The organism is Stenotrophomonas sp. YJH_SMC_54, from assembly GCF_059368435.1.
In genome coordinates this window covers 1-21,397 of sequence record NZ_JCAFRS010000004.1, presented here as the reverse complement: position 1 = coordinate 21,397, position 21,397 = coordinate 1, and the positions used below count along the sequence as shown (strand labels likewise).

Genomic DNA, 21,397 nt, shown 5'->3' with positions numbered 1-21,397 from the left:
CCCCTGTGCGACAGGGCCTGCGGTCTCCCTGCGTGGACGTAGGGCGTCACCCGAGGGCAACCGGGGAGGGACTGCAGGAACGCGATGTTGCGTCGCAGAAAATATGAATCAGCGGACGTTACATGCAATTGATCGCTGTTCGATGGGTTTCAGCGACATTTCGCAGCCTGTTATCCTCCCTGACCTGCTCGTGAATCATGGATTCCCTGCATGCTCCCCAGCCTGCCCCTGCTGCTGGCCCTGCCGTTCCTGATGGCAGCGGCTGTTGCGGCCTTCCCCCGTAGTTCGCGCTCGACTGCTGCCTGGCTGGCGGCGCTGGCGCCGTTGGGCGGACTGGCCATCCTCGGCTGGCTGACCCCGTCCGTACTCGACGGCCAGGTGGTGCGGACGATGGTCCCTTGGCTGCCGCAGATCGGCCTGGACTTCACCCTGCGCCTGGACGGGCTGGCGTGGATGTTCGCCGGGCTGGTGCTGGGCATCGGCGCGCTGGTGGTGCTGTACGCGCGCTACTACCTGAGCCAGCAGGACAACGCGCACCGCTTCTACTGCTACCTGCTGCTGTTCATGGGCGCCATGCTGGGCATGGTGCTGTCGGGCAACCTGCTGTTGCTGATGATCTTCTGGGAAATGACCAGCATCAGCTCGTTCCTGCTGATCGGTTTCTGGTCACATCGCCAGGACGCCCGCGAGGGCGCGCGGATGGCGCTGGTGATCACCGGCGGCGGCGGCCTTGCGCTGCTCGGTGGCGTACTGCTGATCGGGCGCATCGTCGGCAGCTTCGACCTGGACGTGGTGCTGGCCGCCGGCGAGCAGATCCGCGCCAGCGCGCTGTACCCGTACGCGCTGTTCCTGGTGCTGGCGGGCATCTTCACCAAGAGCGCGCAGTTCCCGTTCCATTTCTGGCTGCCGCACGCGATGGCCGCGCCCACTCCGGTCTCTGCCTACCTGCACTCGGCCACCATGGTGAAGGCCGGTGTGTTCCTGCTGGCGCGCCTGCATCCAGCGCTGGCCGGCAGCGACCTGTTCTTCTACACGGTCAGCGGCATCGGTGCGATCACCCTGTTGATCGGCGCCTGGAACGCGATCTTCCAGCACGATCTGAAAGGCCTGCTGGCTTATTCGACCATTTCCCATCTGGGCCTGATCACCCTGCTGTTCGGCCTGTCCACGCCGATGGCGGTGGTGGCCGGTGTGTTCCACATCCTCAACCACGCCACCTTCAAGGCCTCGCTGTTCATGGCCGCCGGCATCATCGACCATGAGACCGGCACCCGCGACATGCGCAAGCTGGGCGGCCTGCGCAGGCTGATGCCGTTCACCAGCGCGCTGGCGATCATCGCCTCGCTGGCGATGGCCGGCATCCCGCTGCTCAACGGCTTCCTGTCCAAGGAAATGCTGTTTGCCGAGGCGATCACGGCCGGAGGCCCGGGAATCATGCGCACGGCGGTGTCGATCGCCGCATTGCTGGCTGGCGTATTCGGGGTGGCCTACAGCCTGCGCTTCGTGCACGACACCTTCTTTGGCCCCGGCCCGCACGACCTGGATCGCGTGCCGCATGAGCCGCCGCGCTGGATGAAGGTACCGGTGGAACTGCTGGTGGTGATCTGCGTGGCAGTTGGCATCGCCCCGGCACTGACCGTGGCACCGGTGCTGCATGCCGCTGCGGCGTCGATCCTCGGCAGCGCCATGCCCGAGTACAGTCTGGCGGTATGGCACGGCTTCAACCTGCCGCTGGCGATGAGCGCGATCGGCGTGATCGGCGGCGTGGCGCTGTACTTCGGCCTGCGCAAGCTGATCAACCTGCATGCCGTGACCAACGTCAGCACTGGCCGCAATGTGTTCCATGCACAGCTGGATGCCGTGTCCGCACTGGCCATGCGCCTGACCAACGGCATCGCCAACGGCAGCCTGCAGCGCATGCTGCTGGGCCTGGTGCTGGTGGCGATCGCAGTTGCCGCCGCGCCATTCGTGGCAAATCCGGCGTCGCCAAACTGGACCGCGCCACAGCCGATGCCGCTGCTGGGCTGGGCGCTGTGGCTGGTGATGATGGCCTGCGCGGTGGCCACCCTGCGCATCTACAAGCAGCGCCTGCTGGCGGTGCTGCTGGTCGGCGGCGTCGGCCTGATGGTGGCGCTGACCTTCGTGTTCCTGTCCGCACCCGACCTGGCCCTGACCCAGCTGCTCGTGGAGATGGTGACCCTGGTGCTGATGCTGCTGGGCATGAACTACCTGCCCGCGCAGTCCGGGCCGGAACGTCCGCGCTGGCGCAAGCGCCGCGATGCGGTGATCGCGATCATCGCCGGCGCCGGGCTGGGTGCGCTGGCCTATTCGGCGATGACCCTGCCGCCGAACACCATGGCCGGCGAACTGCTCGCCCGTGCGTTGCCCGAGGCCTACGGCCAGAACGTGGTCAACGTGATCCTGGTCGACTTCCGCGGCTTCGATACCTTCGGCGAGATCACCGTGTTCGGCATCGCCGCGCTGGTGGTGCACGCACTGCTGCGGCGCACGCGGATGGCACCGGAACAGATCATGCCCGGCCCGCCGATCAAGCTGCCGGTACCGGCCGACCTGGCGCAGATCATGTTCCCGCTGACGCTGACCGTGTCGATCTTCCTGTTCCTGCGCGGCCACAACGCGCCCGGTGGTGGCTTCATCGCCGGCCTGGTGCTGGCGGTGCCGCTGCTGATCCAGTACGTGATCCAGGGCACCGCGTCGGTGGAATCGCGCTTCGGCTTCGACTACATCCGCTGCATCGGCATGGGCCTGCTGATCGCCCTGCTCAGCGGCAGCGCCTCGATGCTGTTCGGCGTGCCGTTCCTGACCAGTGGCCACCTCGACCTGCACCTGCCATTGATCGGCGACGTGCCGCTGGCCAGCGCGATCGGTTTTGACATCGGCGTGTATCTGGTGGTGTTCGGCGGCGCCATGCTGATGCTGTCGATGATGGGCACGATCAAGCCGTCGCGTACCCGCGCTGCCCGCAAGGGTGAGATCGACCTGCAACGCCGTTCGGCCCGCACCGGGGAGATGCACTGATGGAACTGGCCCTGGCTACCGCGATCGGCGTGCTGACCGCCATCGGCATCTACCTGCTGCTGCGTGCGCGCAGCTTCGACGTGATCCTCGGCATGACCTTCCTGTCCTACGCCACCAACCTGCTGATCTTCGCCGGTGGCCGCGTGGTGCTGGGCAAGGCGCCGGTGCTGCAGGAGGGCGTGGACAGCCACCTGGGCAACTACACCGACCCGCTGCCGCAGGCACTGGTGCTGACCGCGATCGTGATCGCCTTCGCGATGACCGCAGTGAGCATCGTGCTGGCCATGCGCAGCCGCAGCGACAACCACAGCGACCATGTGGACGCCCACGAGCCCGACGACGACCTGCAGGATGAGAGCGCATCGGCGCGCCAGGGCGAGGATCGCGCATGAACCATCTGGTGATCCTGCCGATCCTGATTCCGCTGCTCGGCGCCGCGCTGTCGCTGTTCGTCGAACACCGCCGCTACGGCCCCAGGGTGCAGCGCGCGGTCGCGTGGACCTCGCTGTCGGCGCTGGCGCTGGCGGTGGGCCTGCTGTTCGCGTCGACCGCGGGCGGTGACATCAACGTCTACCTGCTGGGCGACTGGCCGTCGCGGCTGGGCATCGCGCTGGTGGCCGACCGGCTGTCGGCATGGATGCTGCTGACCACCCTGCTGCTGGCCATTCCCTGCCTGCTGCACGCCTGCTCGGGTTGGGACCGCCGCGCACCGCACTTCCATGCACTGTTCCAGTTCCAGCTGGTCGGCCTCAACGGTGCGTTCCTGACCGGCGACATCTTCAACCTGTTCGTGTTCTTCGAGGTGATGCTGATCGCCTCCTACGGCCTGCTGCTCAGCGGTGGCCGCGGCCTGCGCATGCGCATCGGCCTGCACTACGTGGTGTTCAACGTCACCGCCTCGACCCTGTTCCTGATCGCGCTGGGCCTGCTGTACGCCACGCTGGGTTCGCTGAACATGGCCGAGCTGTCGCAGCGCATTGCCGCGGTGCCGCCGACGCAGCTGACCCTGGTGAAGGCCACGATGGGCCTGTTGCTGCTGGTGTTCTGCGCCAAGGCCGCGCTGATGCCGCTGTACCTGTGGCTGCCGGAAGCCTATTCGCGCGCACCGGCCGCAGTGGCGGCGCTGTTCGCGATCATGACCAAGGTCGGCCTGTATTCGGTGCTGCGCATCCAGATGCTGTGGTTCGGCGATGACGCGGGCGCGATGGCCGGCTATGGCCGCGACTGGCTGCTGTGGGCCGGCGTGGCGACGCTGGTGCTGGGCGGGCTCGGCGCCCTGGCCGCGACCCGCCTGCGCGTACTGATTTCCTACCTGGTCATCGTGTCGGCAGCCACACTGTTCATCGCCTTCTCGGTGGGCACGCCGCAGGTGCTGTCGGCCGGCCTGTACTACCTGCCGCACAGCAGCTTCGTGGCCGCTGCGCTGTTCCTGGTTGCCGACCTGATCCGCCGCCGCCGTGGTGGCGCCAGCGACCGCAAGGAGGTGGTGGCGCCGATGCCGGGCAAGGAAACGCCGGCGGTGCTGTTCCTGATCGGGGCAGTGTCGGTGGCCGGCCTGCCGCCTCTGTCCGGCTTCCTGGCCAAGGCCACACTGCTGGCCGGCATGCCGGCGCAGTACATCGGCCCGGTCTGGACCGCCGTGCTGGTCAGCAGCCTGCTGGTGATCATGGGCCTGACCCGCGGCGGCATCCGCCTGTTCTGGCGCGTGCCGCCGGTCGATCCGGAGGCACCGAAGCCGCGCAAGGCTCCCCTGCGCCGGGTAGAACTCTACGCCGCCTGCCTGCTGCTGGCCTACGGCATCGGCATGACCCTGGCTGCGGCACCGTTGATGCGCTACACCGACGCCACCGCCGCACAGCTGCTGCAACCCAGCGAGTACGTGCAGCAACTGCGTGCGACCACGCCGGAGATCCGCCAGCCATGACCGCCCAGCGCTCCCTGTTCCGTCGCCTGATTCCCTCGCCGATGCTCAGCATCATGGTGGTGGCGTTCTGGCTGCTGATGTCCGACAGCTTCACCCTCGGCCAGATCGTGCTGGGGCTGCTGCTGGGCGTGGTGGTGCCGCTGTTCGCCGCGCGCCTGGACCGCGAGTTCGCCCGTATCGGCACCCTGCGGCCACTGCCCAGGCTGGTGTGCGTGACCCTGTGGGACATCCTGATGTCCAACATCCGCGTCGCCCTGCAGGTGCTGGGCCCGGAAAAGAACATCCACCCGGGTTTCATCTGGCTGCCGCTGGACATCGCCAACATCCACGGCATCGCCGCGCTGACCAGCATGATCACCCTGACCCCGGGCACGGTCTCGGCCGCGCTCAGCGACGACCGCAAGTTCCTGCTGGTGCATGTGCTGCACCTGGAGGACCCACAGGACCTGATCGATACGATCAAGCGCCGTTACGAGGCGCCGTTGATGGAGATCTTCCCATGACCGGTTTTGAAGTCATCCAGACCACACTGGTGGTGTGCATGCACGTGGTCGGCCTGGCCATGCTGCTGGCCACCTGGCGCCTGCTGCGCGGGCCGACCGTGCCCGACCGCATCCTTGCGCTGGATACCCTGTCGGTGACCGCGATCGCCGAGCTGATGCTGTTCGGCATGTACCTCAATTCGCCGATCTACTTCGAGGCGGCGCTGATCATCGCCATGCTCGGCTTCGGCAGCACCGTGGTGCTGAGCAAGTTCGTGCTGCGCCGGGACATCGTCGAATGATCACCGCGATCCAGATCGGCCTGTCGATCCTGCTGCTGTTCGGCTGCTTCTTCATCCTGGTCGGCGCACTGGGCCTGGTGAAGCTGTCGACCTTCTTCAAGCGCCTGCACGCGCCGACCAAGGCCAGCACGCTGGGCGTGGGCTGCGTGCTGGTGTGCTCGGTCTGCTACCACATCTTCCTCGGCCAGGACCCGCAGCCGCGCGAGCTGCTGATCACCGTGTTCCTGTTCATCACCGCACCGATCAGCGCGCACATGATGGCCAAGGCCGCGCTGTCGCTGCTGATGGAGACCCGCCCCACCCTGCCAGGCAACGAACGTGCCGCCGAGGAGCAGCTGCCGCCGCCGGAGCCGGTGCGGGAAGAGGAAGCCACGCAGAACCGGTAGTGCCGGCCGCTGGCCGGCTGCCGCAAGGGCTCCGTCGAAGGCCATGGGGTTGCCGGCCAGCGGCCGGCACTACCTCATGCCGCGCCGACCAGCAGCAGCTCCAGCACGAACCAGCCGACAAACGCGACCAGCAGGATCACACCTTCGCCGCGGCTGATCTTCAGGTCGCCACGCAGCATCGGGTACAGCACCAGCGCGAACGCCAGCAACGCCGGCAGTTCCAGGCGCACGAACGAGGCCGGCAGCGCCAGCGGCTGCAGCACGGCCATCGCACCGATCACCAGCAGCAGGTTGACCACGCTGGAACCCAGCACGTGGCCCAGCACCATGTCGCCATGCCCGCGACGCGCGGCGGCGATGGCGGTGGCCACCTCCGGCAGTGCGGTACCGATCGCCACCGGCAGCAGGCCGACCAGCAGCGGCGTCCAACCCAGGGCGGCGCCAAAGTCGGCGGCGGCGCCCACCACCAGGCGCGCGCCCCAGTACAGCGCCAACGCGGCAATCAGCACGCGCAGCACGTTCAACGGCAGGCTGGTGCGGCTCAGTGCGGACTCGGCGATGGCCACCTGCACCTCGGCGCTCTCGCTACGGCCACGGCGCAGCAGCAGCACCTGCACCACGATGAAGCCGGCCAGCAGTATGCAGCCCTCCCAGCGTGCCAGGCCGCCATCAAGCCCGAACAGGATCAGCAGCACACCCGCCGCCAGCAGCGACCACCACAGCACCGTCTGCAGGCGCGCGCGCAGCAGCAGGGGCGCAGCCATGGCCGCCACGGCCAGGGTCAAGCCCAGGTTGACGATGCTGCTGCCCACCGCGTTGCCCAGTGCCAGCTCCGGTTGGCCCACCGCCAGGGCGCGCGCGTTGACTGCCAGTTCCGGCAACGAGGTGGTCACCCCGAGCAGCAACAGCCCGGCAGTGAATGGGCTGGCGCCGAAACGCTGGGCCAGGCCGGACACGGCCTTGACGATGGAGTCCCCGCCCAACGCCAGCAGCAGCAGGCCGAGCAGGAACCAGGCAATGGCAATGGCGATCATCGAGCACTCCCCCAGCGGTCGTGGCGCGATTCTACGCTTGGCCCGTACGCGCGGCTGGGCCGTGGATCAAGGATCAGCCACAGCCTTCCGCATAATCGACCTGCGGGGTCTGTCCGACGCGCCAGGCACCCACCCGGCCATCGGCACCAAGTGCGAAGTCGATCACCGCCCCGCCCTCCTGCGCCGGGCGCACGCGCAGGTGCTGGGCCTTCTCGTCATACTTGTCGGGGCCGACGTCCGCGCGCTCGGGATACAGCACCTGCAGCTCACCCAGGGTCATGCCGACCTTGCCACCGCCCGGTGCGGTGATGGCGGCGCTGCGCACGTCGTAGCGCACCAGCTTGCGGCCCTCGATCATCAGGCGCGGATCTTCGGCATCCTGCGGGCGCAGGAAGTAGCAGCCGTCGTTGCTGTCGTCAGCCGGCAGTGGCTTGCCGGCCGCATCGGTGCCCAGACCCTGCAGCGGCGTGCCGAAGCCGGCACGGACCTCGGCGATGCCGGCACCCAGCTTCGCCCCAGCGAAGCCATCCAGGCGCGCGGGACTGTCCTCGCGACGGTCATTGGCTCGACGGGTGGCCAGGTCGGGATCCGTCGACTGCGCGGGTCCGGTCGCCGCGGCGGTTTCCGCCGGGGTGTCGCTGCCGCTGCCGGCCGCCCCCTGCTTGTCGGGGCCAGCACTGCAGGCGGTGAGCGAAAGGAGCAACAGACCAGCAAGCGGAAGGTGCTTCATCGGTGCGGTTCCCTGGCACAAGGATGGCTGCACGCTAGCCCATCCGGTGTGCAGGCGCTGCATTGTCATCGCGGTTTCATCGCCTTCGTTCAGGCTCGGCGAGCACCGACCTGGCCGTCCCTTCCATGCAACCGCGCAAGACCGATCTCGCCCGAACCGCGCTGCAGGCCCACCGCGCGCCGCTGGACATGCGCCAGCGCCGGCTGCTGATCCTGTGCGACGGCCAGCGTACCGTCGCCGACCTGACCGGTCTGCTCGGCCAGGAAGCACCGGCGATGGTCATCCAGCTGGTACAGGCGGGGTACCTGAGCACCGGCACAGGCGCCACGACCCCAGCACCGTCGACCGCAGCCGCGGTGGCGCCGGTGCCCACGCCGCCGGCAGCCACACCTGCTGCACCCGCGGTCGAACGCCGGCGCTCACTGGTGGCAGCGCGCATCTACGTGCTGGGCATCCTGGAAATGCAGCGGCATCCACAGGCGGCGGTGCTGTTCCGCGACCTGCAGCAGGCGCGTGCGGAGGACGAGGTGCTGCAGCGACTGCAGTCGGCAATGCAGCTGCTGCCCACGCTCACTTCGGATGGCTATTGCCAGCGCGTGCGGCAGCGCCTGCTAGAGGCGTTGCCATTGGAGCATTGCGACGCGTTCGCCGAAGTCGCCTGAAGAAAAAGGGGACGGAGGGAATTAAGTCGTTTCAGGCACACGTGTGCTGATTGCGGCTTAATCCCCTCCGTCCCCTTTCTAGGGTCAGCGGAAGTTATTGCGCAGGCCGTTCCAGCACTGCTGGTAATCGCCCTGGCGGTGGCCGGCGGCCAGCGCCTGTGCGGTCGGGCGGATCACTGCGCGGGTCTCGAACATGAAGGCCATCGTGTCCTTGATCACATCGGCCTTGGACAGATCGGCATTGGACGCCTTGTCGAAGGTCGGCGCGTCCGGGCCGTGACCACTCATGCAGTTGTGCAGCGAGGCGCCACCCGGGACGAAGCCTTCGGCCTTGGCATCGTAGGCGCCATGCACCAGGCCCATGAACTCGCTGGCGATGTTGCGGTGGAACCACGGCGGACGGAACGTGTTCTGCGCCACCAGCCAGCGCGGCGGGAAGATCGCAAAGTCCATGTTGCTGGTGCCCGGGGTGTCGCTGGGCGAATGCAGCACCAGGAAGATCGACGGATCCGGGTGGTCGTAGCTGATCGAACCGATGGTGTTGAAGCGACGCAGGTCGTAACGGTACGGCGCGTAGTTGCCGTGCCAGGCCACCACGTCCAGCGGCGAATGGTCGATCGGCGCACGCCACAGGCGGCCCTCGAACTTGGCGATCAGTTCGAAATCGCCATCCACATCCTCGAACGCCGCATGCGGGGTCTCGAAGTCGCGCGGATTGGCCAGGCCGTTGGAACCGATCGGGCCGAGGTCGGGCAGCTTCAGCAGCGCACCGTAGTTCTCGCAGATGTAGCCACGGCTCGGGCCATCGGGCAGTTCAACGCGGAAGCGCACGCCGCGCGGGATCACCGCGATCTGCTGCGGCTCGATCTCGATCACGCCCAGCTCGGTCAGCAGGCGCAGCGCGCCCAGCTGCGGCACGATCAGCAGCTCGCCGTCGGCGTCGTAGAAGTAGCGGCCGACCATGTCGCGGTTGGCAGCGTATAGGTGGATGCCCACGCCGGCATGCGCATCGGGCGAGCCGTTGCCACCCATCGTGTACAGGCCTTCGACAAAATCGGTCGGCAGCTCCGGCAGCGGCAGCGGGCTCCAGCGCAGCTGGTTTGGCGAGGCCGGCTGAGCGCCGAAATCACACTGCAGCTGCGACTGCGCGAACGGGGTGAACTCGCCATGGGTCACCGCCGGGCGGATCCGGTACAGCCAGCTGCGGCGGTTGCTGCCACGCGGCGCGGTGAAGGCGGTGCCGGTCAACTGTTCGGCGTACAGGCCGTGGGCCACCTTCTGCGGTGAGTTCTGCCCGACCGGCAGCGCGCCGGCAACGGCCTCGGTGGCGAATTCGTTGCCGAAGCCGGACTGGTAGCCGCGGGCGGTGATGGCGGGGGACATGGGAACTCCAGAGATTGCCGGCCAGCGGCCGGCACGACCATTCGGACAGGCAATGCCGGCGGGACGCCGACATTGCCTGCAGACCTTACAGCACGCCGCGGCGGATCTGGTCGCGCTCGATGCTCTCGAACAGTGCGGTGAAGTTGCCTTCGCCGAAGCCTTCGTTGCCCTTGCGCTGGATGATCTCGAAGAAGATCGGGCCGATGCAGTTCTGGGTGAAGATCTGCAGCAGCTTGCGCTGGTGGGTTTCCGGATCGGCATCGATCAGGATCTTGTTCTTCGCCAGGCGCGGCACGTCTTCACCGTGGTTCGGCACGCGCTGGTCGATCACGTCGAAGTAGGTCTCCGGCGTATCGAGGAAGTCCACGCCCTGCGCGCGCATCGCTTCGACGGTCTCGTAGATGTTCTCGGTGAAGCAGGCGATGTGCTGGATGCCCTCGCCCTTGTACGCGTCCAGGTACTCGTTGATCTGGCTCTTCGGATCGGACGATTCGTTCAGCGGGATGCGCACGATGCCATCCGGCGCGGTCATCGCCTTGGACACCAGGCCGGTCTTCAGGCCCTTGATGTCGAAGTAGCGGATCTCGCGGAAGTTGAACAGGCGCTCGTAGTAGTCCGACCACTGCTGCATGTTGCCGAAATACAGGTTGTGGGTCAGGTGGTCGATGAAGGTCAGGCCGAAGCCCACCGGGTGCAGGTCGGCACCGGCGATCGGCTCGTAGTCGCCGTCGTAGATGCTGCCGGCGCTGCCGTAGCGATCGACCAGGTACAGCATGCAGTCGCCGATGCCCTTGATGACCGGCGCGCTGACCGCCTTGCTGTCCGGCTTGAAGGCGATGGCTTCGGCGCCGTTGCCCAGCGCGGTCTGGTAGACCTCCTGGCCCGGCTTCTTGAAGCGGATGGCGAAGCCGCAGGCGCACGGACCGTGCTTCTCGGCGAAGTCGGCGGCGAACGAATCGGGGTCCTCATTGACCAGGAAGTTGACGTCGCCCTGGCGATAGACGGTAATCGGACGCTGCTTGTGCTTGAGCACCGCGCTGAAGCCCATCTTCCGGAAGTACTCGTGCAGCTCCTGGCCACGGCCGGCCGGGGCGGCGAATTCGACGAACTCGAAGCCGTCGATGCCCATCGGGTTCTCGAAGGTGGTGACCTGCATGCCGGGGTTGGGATGCGAGGCGGTCGGGACTGCGGTATTCATGGCGTGGCTCCGAATCGGTACCGCATCGGTACAAACCAGGTGCGGGCAGGTAGGGACCCGGCGAGAATGCAGGGTCTGGACCCACCCCTTATAGTTACACTTGAAACCACCAGCAAGGTGCACCGCAACATGAGCCCCGCCGATCCCGTTTCGACCCGCCTGCGTTCCTCGCACGTCCTGCTCGACCTGGAACAGTTCCTGCCGTACCGGCTGAGCGTGCTGTCCAACCGGGTCAGCGGCAACATCGCCAAGCTATACGGCGATCGTTACGGTCTGGCGATTCCCGAATGGCGGGTGATCACCATCCTGGCGCTGTACCCGGGCTCCTCGGCCAGCGAGGTCTCCGACCGCACGGCGATGGACAAGGTGGCGGTCAGCCGTGCCGTGGCCCGCCTGCTGGAGCGCGGCTTCATCAAGCGCGAGACCCACGGCGACGACCGCCGCCGCTCGGTGCTGGCGCTGTCGGCAGCTGGCTTCGAGGTGTACGAGACCATCGCGCCGATGGTGATCGAAATCACCCGCAAGCTGATGTCGGTGCTGAGCGAAGAGGAAGAGCAGGTGCTGGAGAAGCTGATCCTGCGCCTGGCCGGCGAAGGTCTGGAACGGATGGGCGAAGGGGTCTGAAAGAAAGGGGACGGAGGGGATTAAGTCGTTTTGGGCACATCTGTGCTGATTGCGGCTTAATCCCCTCCGTCCCCTTTTTTCAGCTCAGATGCTTGCGCCGTGCATGGATCCATGGCACCGCGAGCGCCGCGATGGCACCACCGGCGAAGCCGAGGGAAGCCGCAACCGTGGCTGCTTCGACTGCCCCCGGCAGCGCCAGCGCTGCCGCCACCAGCAGCAGCGACGGCAGGCCGACGAAGGTGCCCAGGAAGAAATGCCAACGCGGTGACCAGGTATTGAGCTGCAGCAGGCTGACCGGTTGCCAGGCTTCCGAGGCGGCGTCCTCGGCGATCTTCGCCACCGCCTTGGCCAGGTCCACTTCCGGCAGCGCGCGCCCCTGCCGTGCGGTCGCCAGCAGCTCGGCCACGGCCTCCACCGGCGGGAAACTGGACGGCCACGCGACCGGCGCCGGCACGCCATACGCGGTCAGCACCGGCACGCTCAGCCAAGGCGCCACCAGCGGGCGCATGCGACGGCGGCCATGCACGCACCAGATCTGTTGCTGCCCATGCGCGGTGACGCTGTACAGCGCCAGTTCGTTGGCCGGCGGGTAGCCGAGCATGGTCACCCGCGCGGCCAGGCTGTCCTGCCCCATCGCGCGCAGGAAGCCGGGGCGGCTGCGCCCTTCCTGCATCCACGCCAGTCCCAGCGCACCCACCAGATAGGCCTCGGCCACGTCCTTGCTGCCAGCGGTGGCGCGTTCGTCACTGGCCAGGTACCAGGCCAGCGATTTCGGTTCGGCGACATCCTCCAGGCCCCAGCGGCTGTCGTCTCCCAGCACATGGCGCACCGGCAGGCGCGCGGGCGCGGTTTCGCCACGTTCGCCGGGTTGCAGGAACGGCAGCACGCCCTGGATGAAGGTGGACAGCTCGATCGCACGCACGCCGTGCCCCTGCCACTCCGGTGGCAGCAGCCCGGCCAGCTGACCGTCGGCGGCCAGCGCATCAAGCCGGGACTTCTGCTCGACCAGCTTCTGCACCGCCCCCTTCAGCACCACGTTGTCGGGCAGCGCGATCTGCGGCAGGCGATGGCGCGGCGGCGCCAGGTCGACGGTGGCCTCGCCGGTTCCGGTGTCATCCAGCAGCGCCTCCTGCGGCGGCAGGGTTACGCCCTCGCCTGCTCCACCCTCGGCCAACTCACTGGCGGGTTCGGGCAGTCGTTCGGCGTGGTCGCTGTGCATGGGCGTTCCGGAAGGTTGCGTCGACGGGATGTCGACTGAGGTCCTTGCCGGTAACGGCGAGCGCGTTGCGATATTGAGATGCCGATTCCGGGAATGTGACCGCAACCACAGTAGATCCACGTGATGCGTGGATGCACTTCTGTGCCGACCAACGGTCGGCACCCACCGGGGATGGCGGTCAGCGGTCGGCGTCCACCGGGGTTGGCGGTCAGCGGTCGGCACCCACCCACCACCACCCCTGCCGGCCAGCGGCCGGCACTACCCCTATTCCGGTTTGTCAGGCGCCCATTGTTTTAGGAAGGCGCTCACCCGTGCCGGCTGGAAGGCTTCGCCCCTGCGCAGTTCGCCGGTGGCCTGCGACACCAGCAGTCCGCCATCGGCATCGAGCACCAGCAGGTGCGGGTAGTCGCGCTCCATCACCGGGAACTGAGCGAAGAAGGCGGTGTTGGGCTGCTCGTCGCTGGCGTTGACCTTCACCCACACGTAGTGGGCATCGCGGAAGCGACGCAGGTCGCCGTTGCCTTCCACGACATCGTCCAGCGCGCGGCAGCGCTCACAGGCGGCGTTGCCGACCTCCAGCAGGATGCGCTTCTTGCCCCGCTGGGCTTCCACCTTGGCGGTGGCCAGATCATCGGCGGGGTTGCGGGCCGGGTCGAACTGCGCACCGAGCCCGGCGATGGCGGCAATGTCTGCCGCCACCGGGGTGTTGCCCGAGGCCACCGGTTCGCTGGGGTCAGCGACCGGTGGCTCGGTGGGTCGGGTATCCAGAGGCTGCGTGGGCTCGGCGGTGGCAGGCGGTTGCGGTTGGGAACAGGCGCCGATCAGCGCCGCACAGACCACCACTACCGCAGTACCGAGCTTGCTACGCATGCCTTCTACCCTCCCATCATTACTTGACGCCGTGCATCAGCTTGTTGATCAGCGGGGCGATCAGGAACAACACCACGCCGGAGCCGATCAGGGCCCAGAACCCGAAGGTATACCCCTTCAGGGCCGACTCGACCGTCATGCCGCCTTCACCACTGACCACGCCAGCGAAGATGCCCGACAGGTTGTTGCCGATGCCGGTGGACAGGAACCAGCCGCCCATGCCGAAGCCGACCAGGCGCACCGGGGCCAGCTTGGTCACCATCGACAGGCCGATCGGCGACAGGCACAGCTCACCCACCGACTGGATGACGTAGACCATGAACAGGGTCCAGAACGGGATCTTGCCGTCCACGACCATCTGCGACAGGGCGAACATCAGCAGCGCAAAGGCGGCGCCGTTGAACAGCAGGCCCAGGCCGAACTTGCGCGGGATGGACGGATTGGCGCGGCCCATGGCCACCCAGATCCAGGCGATCACCGGGGCCAGGGTGATGATCGCCACCGAGTTGACCGACTGGAACCACGCGGTCGGGAAGGTCCAGTCACCGAACTGGCGGTTGACGATGTTCTCGGCCAGGAAGGTGAACGAGCTGCCGGCCTGTTCGAAGAACATCCAGAACATCACGTTGAAGGCGAAGATGATCAGCATGGCGATCACGCGGTCGCGCTGCACCTTGCCTTCGCGGATGCCCTCGACCAGCAGCAGGACGGCCAGCGCGGTGAACATCGCACCCAGGATCCAGGCCAGCGCGGTGGCGCCGGTGGCCAGCAGGAAGTACGCGACCGGGATGGCGACCACGGCACCGGCCAGCACCATGATGATGCGGCCGAAACCTTCGGCGCCGGCCGGCGGTGCACCGATGCCCTTCAGGCCGGCACGACCGATGTAGAACCACACCAGCGAGATCAGCATGCCCACGCCCGAGGCGATGAACACGACCTTGTAGGACGGCATCGCATCGGTACCGAACACCTTGCGGGCCAGGTACTCGGTCAGCACCGGGGCGATCATCGCGCCGATGTTGATGCCCATGTAGAAGATGGTGAAGCCCGAATCGCGGCGCTCGTCCTTCAGCCCGTACAGCTTGCCGACCATGGTCGAGATGTTGGGCTTGAACAGGCCGTTGCCGACGATGATCGTGGCCAGGCCGAGCTTGAAGATGTGCTCCTGTGGCAGCGAGATCATGAACAGGCCGGCGGCCATGATGATCGCGCCGGTCAGGATCGAGCGCTGGTAGCCCAGTACCCGGTCGGCCACGTAGCCACCGAAGATCGCCGCGGCGTACACCAGGGCCAGGTAGGCGCCGTAGATGCGGCTGGCGTCGCCTTCACCGGCAGCGCTGCCGTTGTAGAACTGGGCGACGATGTACAGCACCAAGGCCCAGCGGATGCCGTAGAACGCAAAGCGTTCCCAGAACTCGGTCATGAACAGCATCCACAACGGGCGCGGGTGGCCCAGCGTGGTCTTGAAGTCCGGCAGCGCCGGCTCTGGGGTGTTCGCAGTGGCGTTTACGCTCATGCGGATTTCCTGGTTCGGTGGATGACGAGCACGTCCGGTGTGCAGTTGGAGCAACGCGCGAGGATCACCGACTTCTGGCGTTCACGTCAAATACACGCCGTTTGAGGCAGGTGCCAGCCTGCTCGCTGAACTTGCATCTGAAACGATCCAGCCGCCGGCCGGGATCCAAGCTGAATACGGATCAGGCCTGTTCGGCCGGGGGCGCGGCCTGCAGGCTGGTGCGCACCTGGAACAGCTCGGGGAAGAAGGTCAGCTCCAGTGCCTTGGCCAGGAAGCCCACGCCGGACGAGCCACCGGTGCCGCGCTTGAAGCCGATCACCCGCATCACCGTGCGCATGTGGCGGAAGCGCCACAGCTGGAAGGCGGTCTCCAGATCCACCAGGTCCTCGCACAGCGCGTACTCGCGCCAGTAGCGGTCGGTGTCCTGGTAGATGCGTTCGAAGACCGGCTGCAGGGCGTCGTCGGCTACGTGCGGCTGGGTCCAGTCGTGGGCCTCGTAGACCGCCGGCACGGCATGGCCGAAGCGGGCCAGGTACTTCAGGAATTCCTCGTACAGGCTGGGCGCCTCCAGCACGGTGCGCAGCTGCGCCTGCCCGGCCGGGTCGTGCTCGAACACCTGCAGCATCTGCGCGTTCTTGTTGCCCAGCAGGAACTCGATGTAGCGGTACTGCAGCGACTGGAAGCCCGACGACGGGCCCAGCACGTCGCGGAAGCCCATGTATTCGGACGGGGTCAGTGTTTCCAGCACCGACCACTGCTCGGTCAGCTGGCGCAGCACCTGCTTGCTGCGCGCCAGCACCTTGCGGCACTGCCAGACTTCATCGCGCTGCAGGAAGCCGATTGCGGCACGCAGCTCATGGCCCAGCAGCTTCAGCCACAGCTCCGAGGTCTGGTGCTGGATGATGAAGAGCATCTCGTCATGGTGCGGCGGGCTGGACAGCGGCTGCTGCGCGCTGAGCAGCTGGTCCAGCCGCAGGTAGCCGCCGTAGGTGAGGCGTCCCTGCAGGTCGGTGTGGATGCCGGCTTCGAGATCGCGTTGGTTGTTGTCGACGGACATGGGCGGGACCAGATCGGGGGCGGCAAGGGTAGCGCGTTGCCGCCGCGCTGGCAGCCGCCGGGTCCATACCCGGGCGTGCGGTTGGCCGTGGAGCATCGGCCGATCCCGGGCCTGCGCGTGGAACCGTCCAGGCCGTTGTACTGGCGGTCAGCCAGAGGCGTATTCTGATGCTTTGCAGCAACGACTGAATACGTTGTTGTTATTGGCCCCCCACCCGCCGGCAGGGGTAAAACGGGGAATTCCCGTGTTGCGGCGCAGGAAGGCTATTCCGTACGCGTTCCTTAACATGGCGATTCATATCATTTGTAACTTCTCTGTCGAAGGTGCAGTACGCAATGACGGTTGCCGCTGAATTCAAGATCGAATACCTGCAGTACCTGGATACGGACGGCAAACTCGTCCGCGATGACCTGCCTGCGTCGCTGCGCGACCCCAAGGTCCTGGTACCGCTGTTCAAGCAGATGCTGTTCGTACGTACGTTCGACAGCAAATCCATCGCACTGCAGCGCACCGGCAAGCTCGGCACCTATGCCGCCTGCCTGGGCCACGAAGCCGCACACGTGGGTATCGGCGCGGCGATGCAGAAGGACGACGTGTTCGCGCCTTCGTACCGCGAGTATGGCGCGATGTTCATGCGTGGCGTGCGCCCGCACGACGTGCTGATGTACTGGGGCGGCGACGAACGCGGCAACGATTACGGCGGCAACGCGGCCAAGGACTTCCCGTTCTGCGTGCCAATTTCCACCCAGTGCCTGCATGCCGCAGGGGCGGCGCTGAAGTTCAAGCTCAACAAGGAACCGCAGATCGCGGTGGCCGTGTGCGGCGACGGCGGCAGCTCCAAGACCGACTTCTACGCAGCACTGAATTCGGCCGGCGCCTACAAGCTCCCGCTGATCCTGTGCATCGTCAACAACGGTTGGGCCATCTCGGTTCCGCGTTCGGCCCAGACCGGTGCCGAAACGCTGGCGCAGAAGGGCCTGGCGGGCGGCCTGCACTGCCTGCAGGTGGATGGCAACGACCTGATCGCGGTGCTGGCGGCCATGGAGCAGGCGCGCGAACGTGCGCTGGCCGGCGACGGCGGCACCGTGCTGGAACTGATGACCTATCGCCTGTCCGACCACACCACTGCCGATGACGCGCGCCGCTACCGTGACGACGCCGAAGTGAAGGATGCCTGGCAGCGCGAGCCGATGCTGCGCCTGCGCAAGTACCTGATCAACGCCGGTGTGTGGAGCGAGGACGAAGAGACTGCCTGGGTCGCCGAGTGCGGCACGCGCGTGGACGAGGAAGTGAACCTGTACCTCAACACGCCGGTGCAGCCGGTCGAGGCGATGTTCGACTTCCTGTATGCCGATCCGCCGCCGGACCTGCTGGCCCAGCGTGCCCAGGCGATCGCCCTGGAGAAGCGCCATGGATGAGATCAAGAACGGCGCGCCCGGCGCGCACACCAACGCCGCCGACAGCGCTGCGGTCGCGCGCGGAGAAGAGAGCATGACCACCACCCCGATCACCCTCATCGAAGCCATCACCCAGGCGCTGGCCTGGGAGCTGGAACACGACCCGTCGGTGCTGGTGCTGGGCGAAGACGTGGGCGTCAACGGCGGCGTGTTCCGCGCCACTGCCGGTCTGCAGCAGCGCTTCGGCTCGGACCGCATCCTCGACACCCCGCTGGATGAAACCACCATCGCCGGCCTGACGATTGGTCTTGCCGCGCAGGGCATGAAGCCGGTGGCCGAAGCCCAGTTCGATGGCTTCATGTACCCGATGGTCGACCATATCGTCTGCCACGCCGCACGCCTGCGTTACCGCACGCGTGGCCGCCTGCACTGCCCGATGGTGCTGCGCGTGCCGTGGGGCGGTGGCATCCGCGCGCCGGAACACCACAGCGAAGCCAACGAGGCGATCTTCACCAACGTGCCGGGTCTGCGCGTGGTGCTGCCGTCGTCGCCGCAGCGCGCCTACGGCCTGCTGCTGGCCGCGATCCGCGAACCGGATCCGGTGATCTACATGGAGCCCAAGCGCATCTACCGCCAGTACAAGGAAGTGGTCGTCAACGACGGCGAAGCCTTGCCGCTGGACGTCTGCTTCGTGCTGCGCGACGGCACCGACGTGACCCTGGTGACCTGGGGCGCGCAGGTGAAGGAAGCGCTGGAAGCGGCCGACAAGCTGGCCGGCGAAGGCATCAGTGCCGAAGTCATCGACGTGGCCACGCTGCGTCCGCTGGACTTCGCCACCATCGCCGAATCGGTGGCCAAGACCGGCCGCTGCGTGATCGTGCAGGAGGCCCCGAAGACCGCGGGCTTCGGCGCCGAGATCGCCGCGCGCCTGGCCGAGGAATCGATCTACGACCTGCTGGCCCCGGTCGAGCGCGTCACTGGCTACGACACCCACATCCCGCTGTTCCGCCTGGAAATGAAGTACCTGCCGAGCGTTGAGCGGATCGTGGCTGCGGCCAAGCGCGCGGTGGCGGCCGGCTGACATGCGGGCCCGCCTTCTGGGGGCTTACCGCAGCCAGTATCCCAACCCGCTCCGGTTCCACACCGGCCAGATCGTCGAAGTAGGTGTACGTGACGAGGAATGGCCGGCGTTTGCCTGGGTACGCACCAACGATGGGCGCGCTGGATGGGCGCCCATCGCCTGGTTGCAGCTGCTGGACGAGGGTCGCGCCGAAGCGCTGTGCGACTACGACGCCCGCGAGCTGGATGTGGAAAGCGGCGAGATGGTGAAGCTTCATCACGAACACGGCGGGTGGTGGTGGTCCGAGCGCGCCAATGGCGCGACGGGTTGGCTGCCGGCCCGCGAACTGGAACTGCTGGAAGAGAACTGCAAATGAGCCAGACCAAGAACTTCAACCTGCCCGACCTGGGCGAAGGCCTGCCGGACGCGACCATCGTCGAGTGGTTCGTCAAGGAAGGCGATGTGATCAAGCTGGACGAGCCGCTGGTGTCGATGGAGACCGCCAAGGCCGTGGTGGAAGTGCCCTCGCCGTTCTCCGGCAAGGTGCTGAAGCTGTCCGGCGGTGCCGGCGACATCATCCCGACCGGTTCGGTGCTGGCCAGCTTCGAACTGGACCCGAACCTGCCGCAGCGTGCCGATGGCCAGGACACCGGCCACAGCCATGGTCATGCCGCACCGGCCGCGCCGGCTGCCGCACCGACCCCGCCGCCGCTTCCCACTGCTGCCGCACCGGTGGCCGCAGAAGAAGCCAAGCCCGCCGCTGCCGAGCGCGATGATGCCGGCACCGTGGTCGGCGCCATGCAGAGCTCCAACGCCGTGCACGCCGAGCAGGCGCTGGCCGTCGGTGGCGTCAAGGCCGTGCCGGCCGTGCGTGCGATGGCGCGCAAGCTGGGCGTGGACCTGAGCCGCGTGGCCGCTACCGGCACCGATGGCGCGGTCACCATGGCCGACGTCAAGCAGGCCGCCGCCAACGGCACCGCCAAGCTCGGCGCTGCTCCGGCACCGGTTGCCGCTGCTGCCTATGCCGCGCCGGCCCCGGCGCAGGTGTCTGCCCCGGTGCAGAGCGAAGCCCGCACCCCGCTGTCCGCCGCCGGCAAGCCGATGCGTACCCAGCCGCCGGGCGTGGTCGCCAAGGGCCAGCCGGAACCGCTGAAGGGCGTGCGCCGCAACATGGCCCGCGTGATGGCCGATGCGCACAGCAAGGTCGTGCCGACTACGCTGAACGACGACGCCGACATCCACGCCTGGGTGCCGGGCAACGACGTCACCGCGCGCCTGGTGCGTTCGATCGTGGTCGCCGCGCAGAAGGTGCCGGCGATGAACGCCTGGTTCGACGGTGAAGCGCTGACCCGCACCCTGCACGCACAGGTGGACATCGGCATCGCCGTGGACACCGACGACGGCCTGTTCGTGCCGGCCCTGCGCAATGCCGACATGCTGGATGCACGTGGCATCCGCGAAGGCGTCAACCGCCTGCGCGAGCAGGTGGAATCGCGTTCGATCGCCGCCTCGGAACTGAGCGGCTACACCATCTCGCTGTCCAACTTCGGCATGTTCGCCGGCCGCTACGCGACCCCGGTCGTGGTGCCGCCGTGCGTGGCCATCGTCGGTGCCGGCCGTGCCCGCCACCAGATGACCCCGGTGATGGGCGGCGTGGAAGCGCACAAGGTGATCCCGCTGTCGGTCACCTTCGACCACCGCGCGGCCACCGGCGGCGAAGCGGCGCGCTTCCTGCGCGCAATGATGGACGACCTGGCGCTGGCCAGCTGATCGGCCACCTGATCGGTGGGTGCCAACCGTTGGTTGGCACATGACTTGGAGAAAACGCCGGGCATTGCCCGGCGTTTTTTTGTGCCTGCTCCGTCGCGCTCCATCCACGCATGGCGTGGATCTACACAATGCGGGCGATCAATCGCGCGCGACCAGGCCCTCGGCGCGGCTGTACACACGCAGGCGGTGGCCATCAGGATCTGCCCCGACAAAAGTATGGCCGAACTCCAGCGTCACCGGCGCCTGCAGGATCTCCACACCAAGAGCGCGCCACGCATCGTGCATCTGCTGCACAGCCTCCGGGTTGGCCACCACCATCGCCAGCTCCGCGGCACCGGCCTGCGCGGACACCGGCGGCTGCACGTCATCGCGCTGCCACAGGCCCAGTGCGGCGCCATCGCCGAGCAGGAACAGGGCAAAGCCGGGCGACTGCTCGACCGGCGGCTTGCCGAGGATGCCGCTGTAGAAGGTGGCGCTGGCGGCGACGTCGCGCACGTACTGCAGCAGGGTGCTGGGCGTGAACATGGGGAAGCTCCGTTGTTGGGAGCGCTCATGGTGGTACGGCCCTGCTGACAGATTCTGTCAGTAGAGTCGATTGTTGGTAGAGTCGACTGTTAGTTGTGTAAACCCACCACGTTGTTCAGCAGGACTCTGGAAATAGGTGGCTGGCCACCGATCCCCATGTGAGGGCGGTGCCAGTTGTAGTGGTGCAGCCATTGGGTCAGCACGGAATTGCGCTGG

General features: G+C 67.1%; 22 protein-coding genes. 12 read left to right on the top strand and 10 right to left on the bottom strand.

The annotated features are described in order from the left end of the window. Positions 1-210 precede the first annotated feature (210 nt). The 6 genes from AC5P5S_RS05750 to AC5P5S_RS05725 are packed head-to-tail and all read left to right on the top strand — an operon-like array spanning position 211 to position 6,133. Positions 211-3,039, top strand: coding sequence for a monovalent cation/H+ antiporter subunit A (locus AC5P5S_RS05750; protein ID WP_059035644.1), 2,829 nt, complete (start codon positions 211-213; stop codon positions 3,037-3,039). Then, complete coding sequence (locus AC5P5S_RS05745) at positions 3,039-3,431, top strand: Na+/H+ antiporter subunit C (protein WP_012481447.1); 393 nt, start codon at positions 3,039-3,041, stop codon at positions 3,429-3,431. The genes AC5P5S_RS05750 and AC5P5S_RS05745 overlap by 1 nt, the downstream gene beginning before the upstream one ends. Beyond that, positions 3,428-4,963 (top strand): monovalent cation/H+ antiporter subunit D, encoded by a 1,536-nt coding sequence (locus tag AC5P5S_RS05740; protein WP_062605508.1) that lies wholly within the window; start codon positions 3,428-3,430, stop codon positions 4,961-4,963. The genes AC5P5S_RS05745 and AC5P5S_RS05740 overlap by 4 nt, the downstream gene beginning before the upstream one ends. Further along, positions 4,960-5,466, top strand: coding sequence for a Na+/H+ antiporter subunit E (locus tag AC5P5S_RS05735; RefSeq protein WP_005411333.1), 507 nt, complete (start codon positions 4,960-4,962; stop codon positions 5,464-5,466). Before AC5P5S_RS05740 ends, AC5P5S_RS05735 begins: the two co-directional genes overlap by 4 nt. After that, on the top strand, positions 5,463-5,747 hold the full coding sequence (locus AC5P5S_RS05730) for a K+/H+ antiporter subunit F (protein WP_005411334.1): 285 nt from the start codon (positions 5,463-5,465) through the stop codon (positions 5,745-5,747). The genes AC5P5S_RS05735 and AC5P5S_RS05730 overlap by 4 nt, the downstream gene beginning before the upstream one ends. Next, the gene (locus AC5P5S_RS05725; protein WP_005414707.1) at positions 5,744-6,133 is read left to right on the top strand and encodes a Na+/H+ antiporter subunit G; all 390 of its coding nucleotides are present in this window, start codon (positions 5,744-5,746) and stop codon (positions 6,131-6,133) included. The genes AC5P5S_RS05730 and AC5P5S_RS05725 overlap by 4 nt, the downstream gene beginning before the upstream one ends. 74 nt (positions 6,134-6,207) lie before the next feature. Here the strand turns inward: AC5P5S_RS05725 and AC5P5S_RS05720 are convergent, their stop codons facing one another. Both AC5P5S_RS05720 and AC5P5S_RS05715 read right to left on the bottom strand, forming a co-directional pair. Beyond that, entirely contained in the window at positions 6,208-7,167 is a 960-nt protein-coding gene (locus tag AC5P5S_RS05720; RefSeq protein ID WP_062605506.1) for a sodium:calcium antiporter, read from the bottom strand. A 73-nt stretch (positions 7,168-7,240) separates the two neighbouring features. Next, a complete protein-coding gene (locus AC5P5S_RS05715; RefSeq protein ID WP_049395608.1) occupies positions 7,241-7,897 on the bottom strand; it encodes a hypothetical protein in 657 nt (218 codons plus the stop codon). 125 nt (positions 7,898-8,022) lie between these two features. Here AC5P5S_RS05715 and AC5P5S_RS05710 point away from each other — a divergent pair, with 125 nt between their 5' ends. Next, entirely contained in the window at positions 8,023-8,559 is a 537-nt protein-coding gene (locus AC5P5S_RS05710) for a hypothetical protein (RefSeq protein ID WP_062605504.1), read from the top strand. A gap of 84 nt (positions 8,560-8,643) precedes the next feature. Here AC5P5S_RS05710 and hmgA read toward each other — a convergent pair whose 3' ends face one another. Both hmgA and hppD read right to left on the bottom strand, forming a co-directional pair. Beyond that, positions 8,644-9,942 (bottom strand): homogentisate 1,2-dioxygenase, encoded by a 1,299-nt coding sequence (gene hmgA / locus AC5P5S_RS05705; protein ID WP_005411339.1) that lies wholly within the window; start codon positions 9,940-9,942, stop codon positions 8,644-8,646. An 85-nt stretch (positions 9,943-10,027) separates the two neighbouring features. Next, positions 10,028-11,140 carry a 4-hydroxyphenylpyruvate dioxygenase gene (gene hppD / locus AC5P5S_RS05700; RefSeq protein WP_005411340.1) on the bottom strand — a complete coding sequence of 371 codons (1,113 nt, stop codon included), beginning with the start codon at positions 11,138-11,140 and terminating at the stop codon, positions 10,028-10,030. Between the two features lie 66 nt (positions 11,141-11,206). Here hppD and AC5P5S_RS05695 point away from each other — a divergent pair, with 66 nt between their 5' ends. Next, positions 11,207-11,764 (top strand): MarR family winged helix-turn-helix transcriptional regulator, encoded by a 558-nt coding sequence (locus AC5P5S_RS05695; protein WP_080047716.1) that lies wholly within the window; start codon positions 11,207-11,209, stop codon positions 11,762-11,764. A 79-nt stretch (positions 11,765-11,843) separates the two neighbouring features. Here the strand turns inward: AC5P5S_RS05695 and AC5P5S_RS05690 are convergent, their stop codons facing one another. From AC5P5S_RS05690 to AC5P5S_RS05675, 4 genes are all read right to left on the bottom strand, one after another. Continuing rightward, the gene (locus AC5P5S_RS05690) at positions 11,844-12,983 is read right to left on the bottom strand and encodes a hypothetical protein (protein ID WP_049395603.1); all 1,140 of its coding nucleotides are present in this window, start codon (positions 12,981-12,983) and stop codon (positions 11,844-11,846) included. A gap of 264 nt (positions 12,984-13,247) precedes the next feature. Continuing rightward, complete coding sequence (locus AC5P5S_RS05685) at positions 13,248-13,853, bottom strand: thioredoxin family protein (RefSeq protein WP_012481458.1); 606 nt, start codon at positions 13,851-13,853, stop codon at positions 13,248-13,250. 19 nt (positions 13,854-13,872) lie between these two features. After that, the gene (locus AC5P5S_RS05680) at positions 13,873-15,372 is read right to left on the bottom strand and encodes a peptide MFS transporter (protein ID WP_005411345.1); all 1,500 of its coding nucleotides are present in this window, start codon (positions 15,370-15,372) and stop codon (positions 13,873-13,875) included. Positions 15,373-15,553: 181 nt separating this feature from the next. Further along, on the bottom strand, positions 15,554-16,429 hold the full coding sequence (locus tag AC5P5S_RS05675) for a tryptophan 2,3-dioxygenase (RefSeq protein WP_005414712.1): 876 nt from the start codon (positions 16,427-16,429) through the stop codon (positions 15,554-15,556). 335 nt (positions 16,430-16,764) lie between these two features. On the opposite strand from AC5P5S_RS05675, the gene pdhA reads away from it, so the two are divergent. Genes pdhA through AC5P5S_RS05655 form a run of 4 tightly spaced genes read left to right on the top strand, consistent with a single transcriptional unit; the run spans position 16,765 to position 20,656 of the window. Continuing rightward, a complete protein-coding gene (gene pdhA / locus AC5P5S_RS05670; protein WP_049451145.1) occupies positions 16,765-17,847 on the top strand; it encodes a pyruvate dehydrogenase (acetyl-transferring) E1 component subunit alpha in 1,083 nt (360 codons plus the stop codon). Then, positions 17,840-18,907, top strand: a complete 1,068-nt coding sequence (locus AC5P5S_RS05665; protein WP_005414714.1) for an alpha-ketoacid dehydrogenase subunit beta — start codon at positions 17,840-17,842, stop codon at positions 18,905-18,907. The genes pdhA and AC5P5S_RS05665 overlap by 8 nt, the downstream gene beginning before the upstream one ends. A gap of 1 nt (position 18,908) precedes the next feature. Continuing rightward, positions 18,909-19,262, top strand: coding sequence for an SH3 domain-containing protein (locus AC5P5S_RS05660; protein ID WP_005411349.1), 354 nt, complete (start codon positions 18,909-18,911; stop codon positions 19,260-19,262). Beyond that, positions 19,259-20,656, top strand: coding sequence for a dihydrolipoamide acetyltransferase family protein (locus AC5P5S_RS05655; RefSeq protein WP_062605502.1), 1,398 nt, complete (start codon positions 19,259-19,261; stop codon positions 20,654-20,656). The genes AC5P5S_RS05660 and AC5P5S_RS05655 overlap by 4 nt, the downstream gene beginning before the upstream one ends. A 138-nt stretch (positions 20,657-20,794) precedes the next feature. On the opposite strand, the gene AC5P5S_RS05650 is transcribed toward AC5P5S_RS05655, so the two are convergent. Continuing rightward, positions 20,795-21,181 carry a VOC family protein gene (locus AC5P5S_RS05650; protein WP_062605500.1) on the bottom strand — a complete coding sequence of 129 codons (387 nt, stop codon included), beginning with the start codon at positions 21,179-21,181 and terminating at the stop codon, positions 20,795-20,797. Positions 21,182-21,270: 89 nt separating this feature from the next. Then, positions 21,271-21,397 (bottom strand): integrase core domain-containing protein (locus AC5P5S_RS05645; protein ID WP_146257439.1); only part of this gene is annotated, 127 nt, incomplete at its 5' end.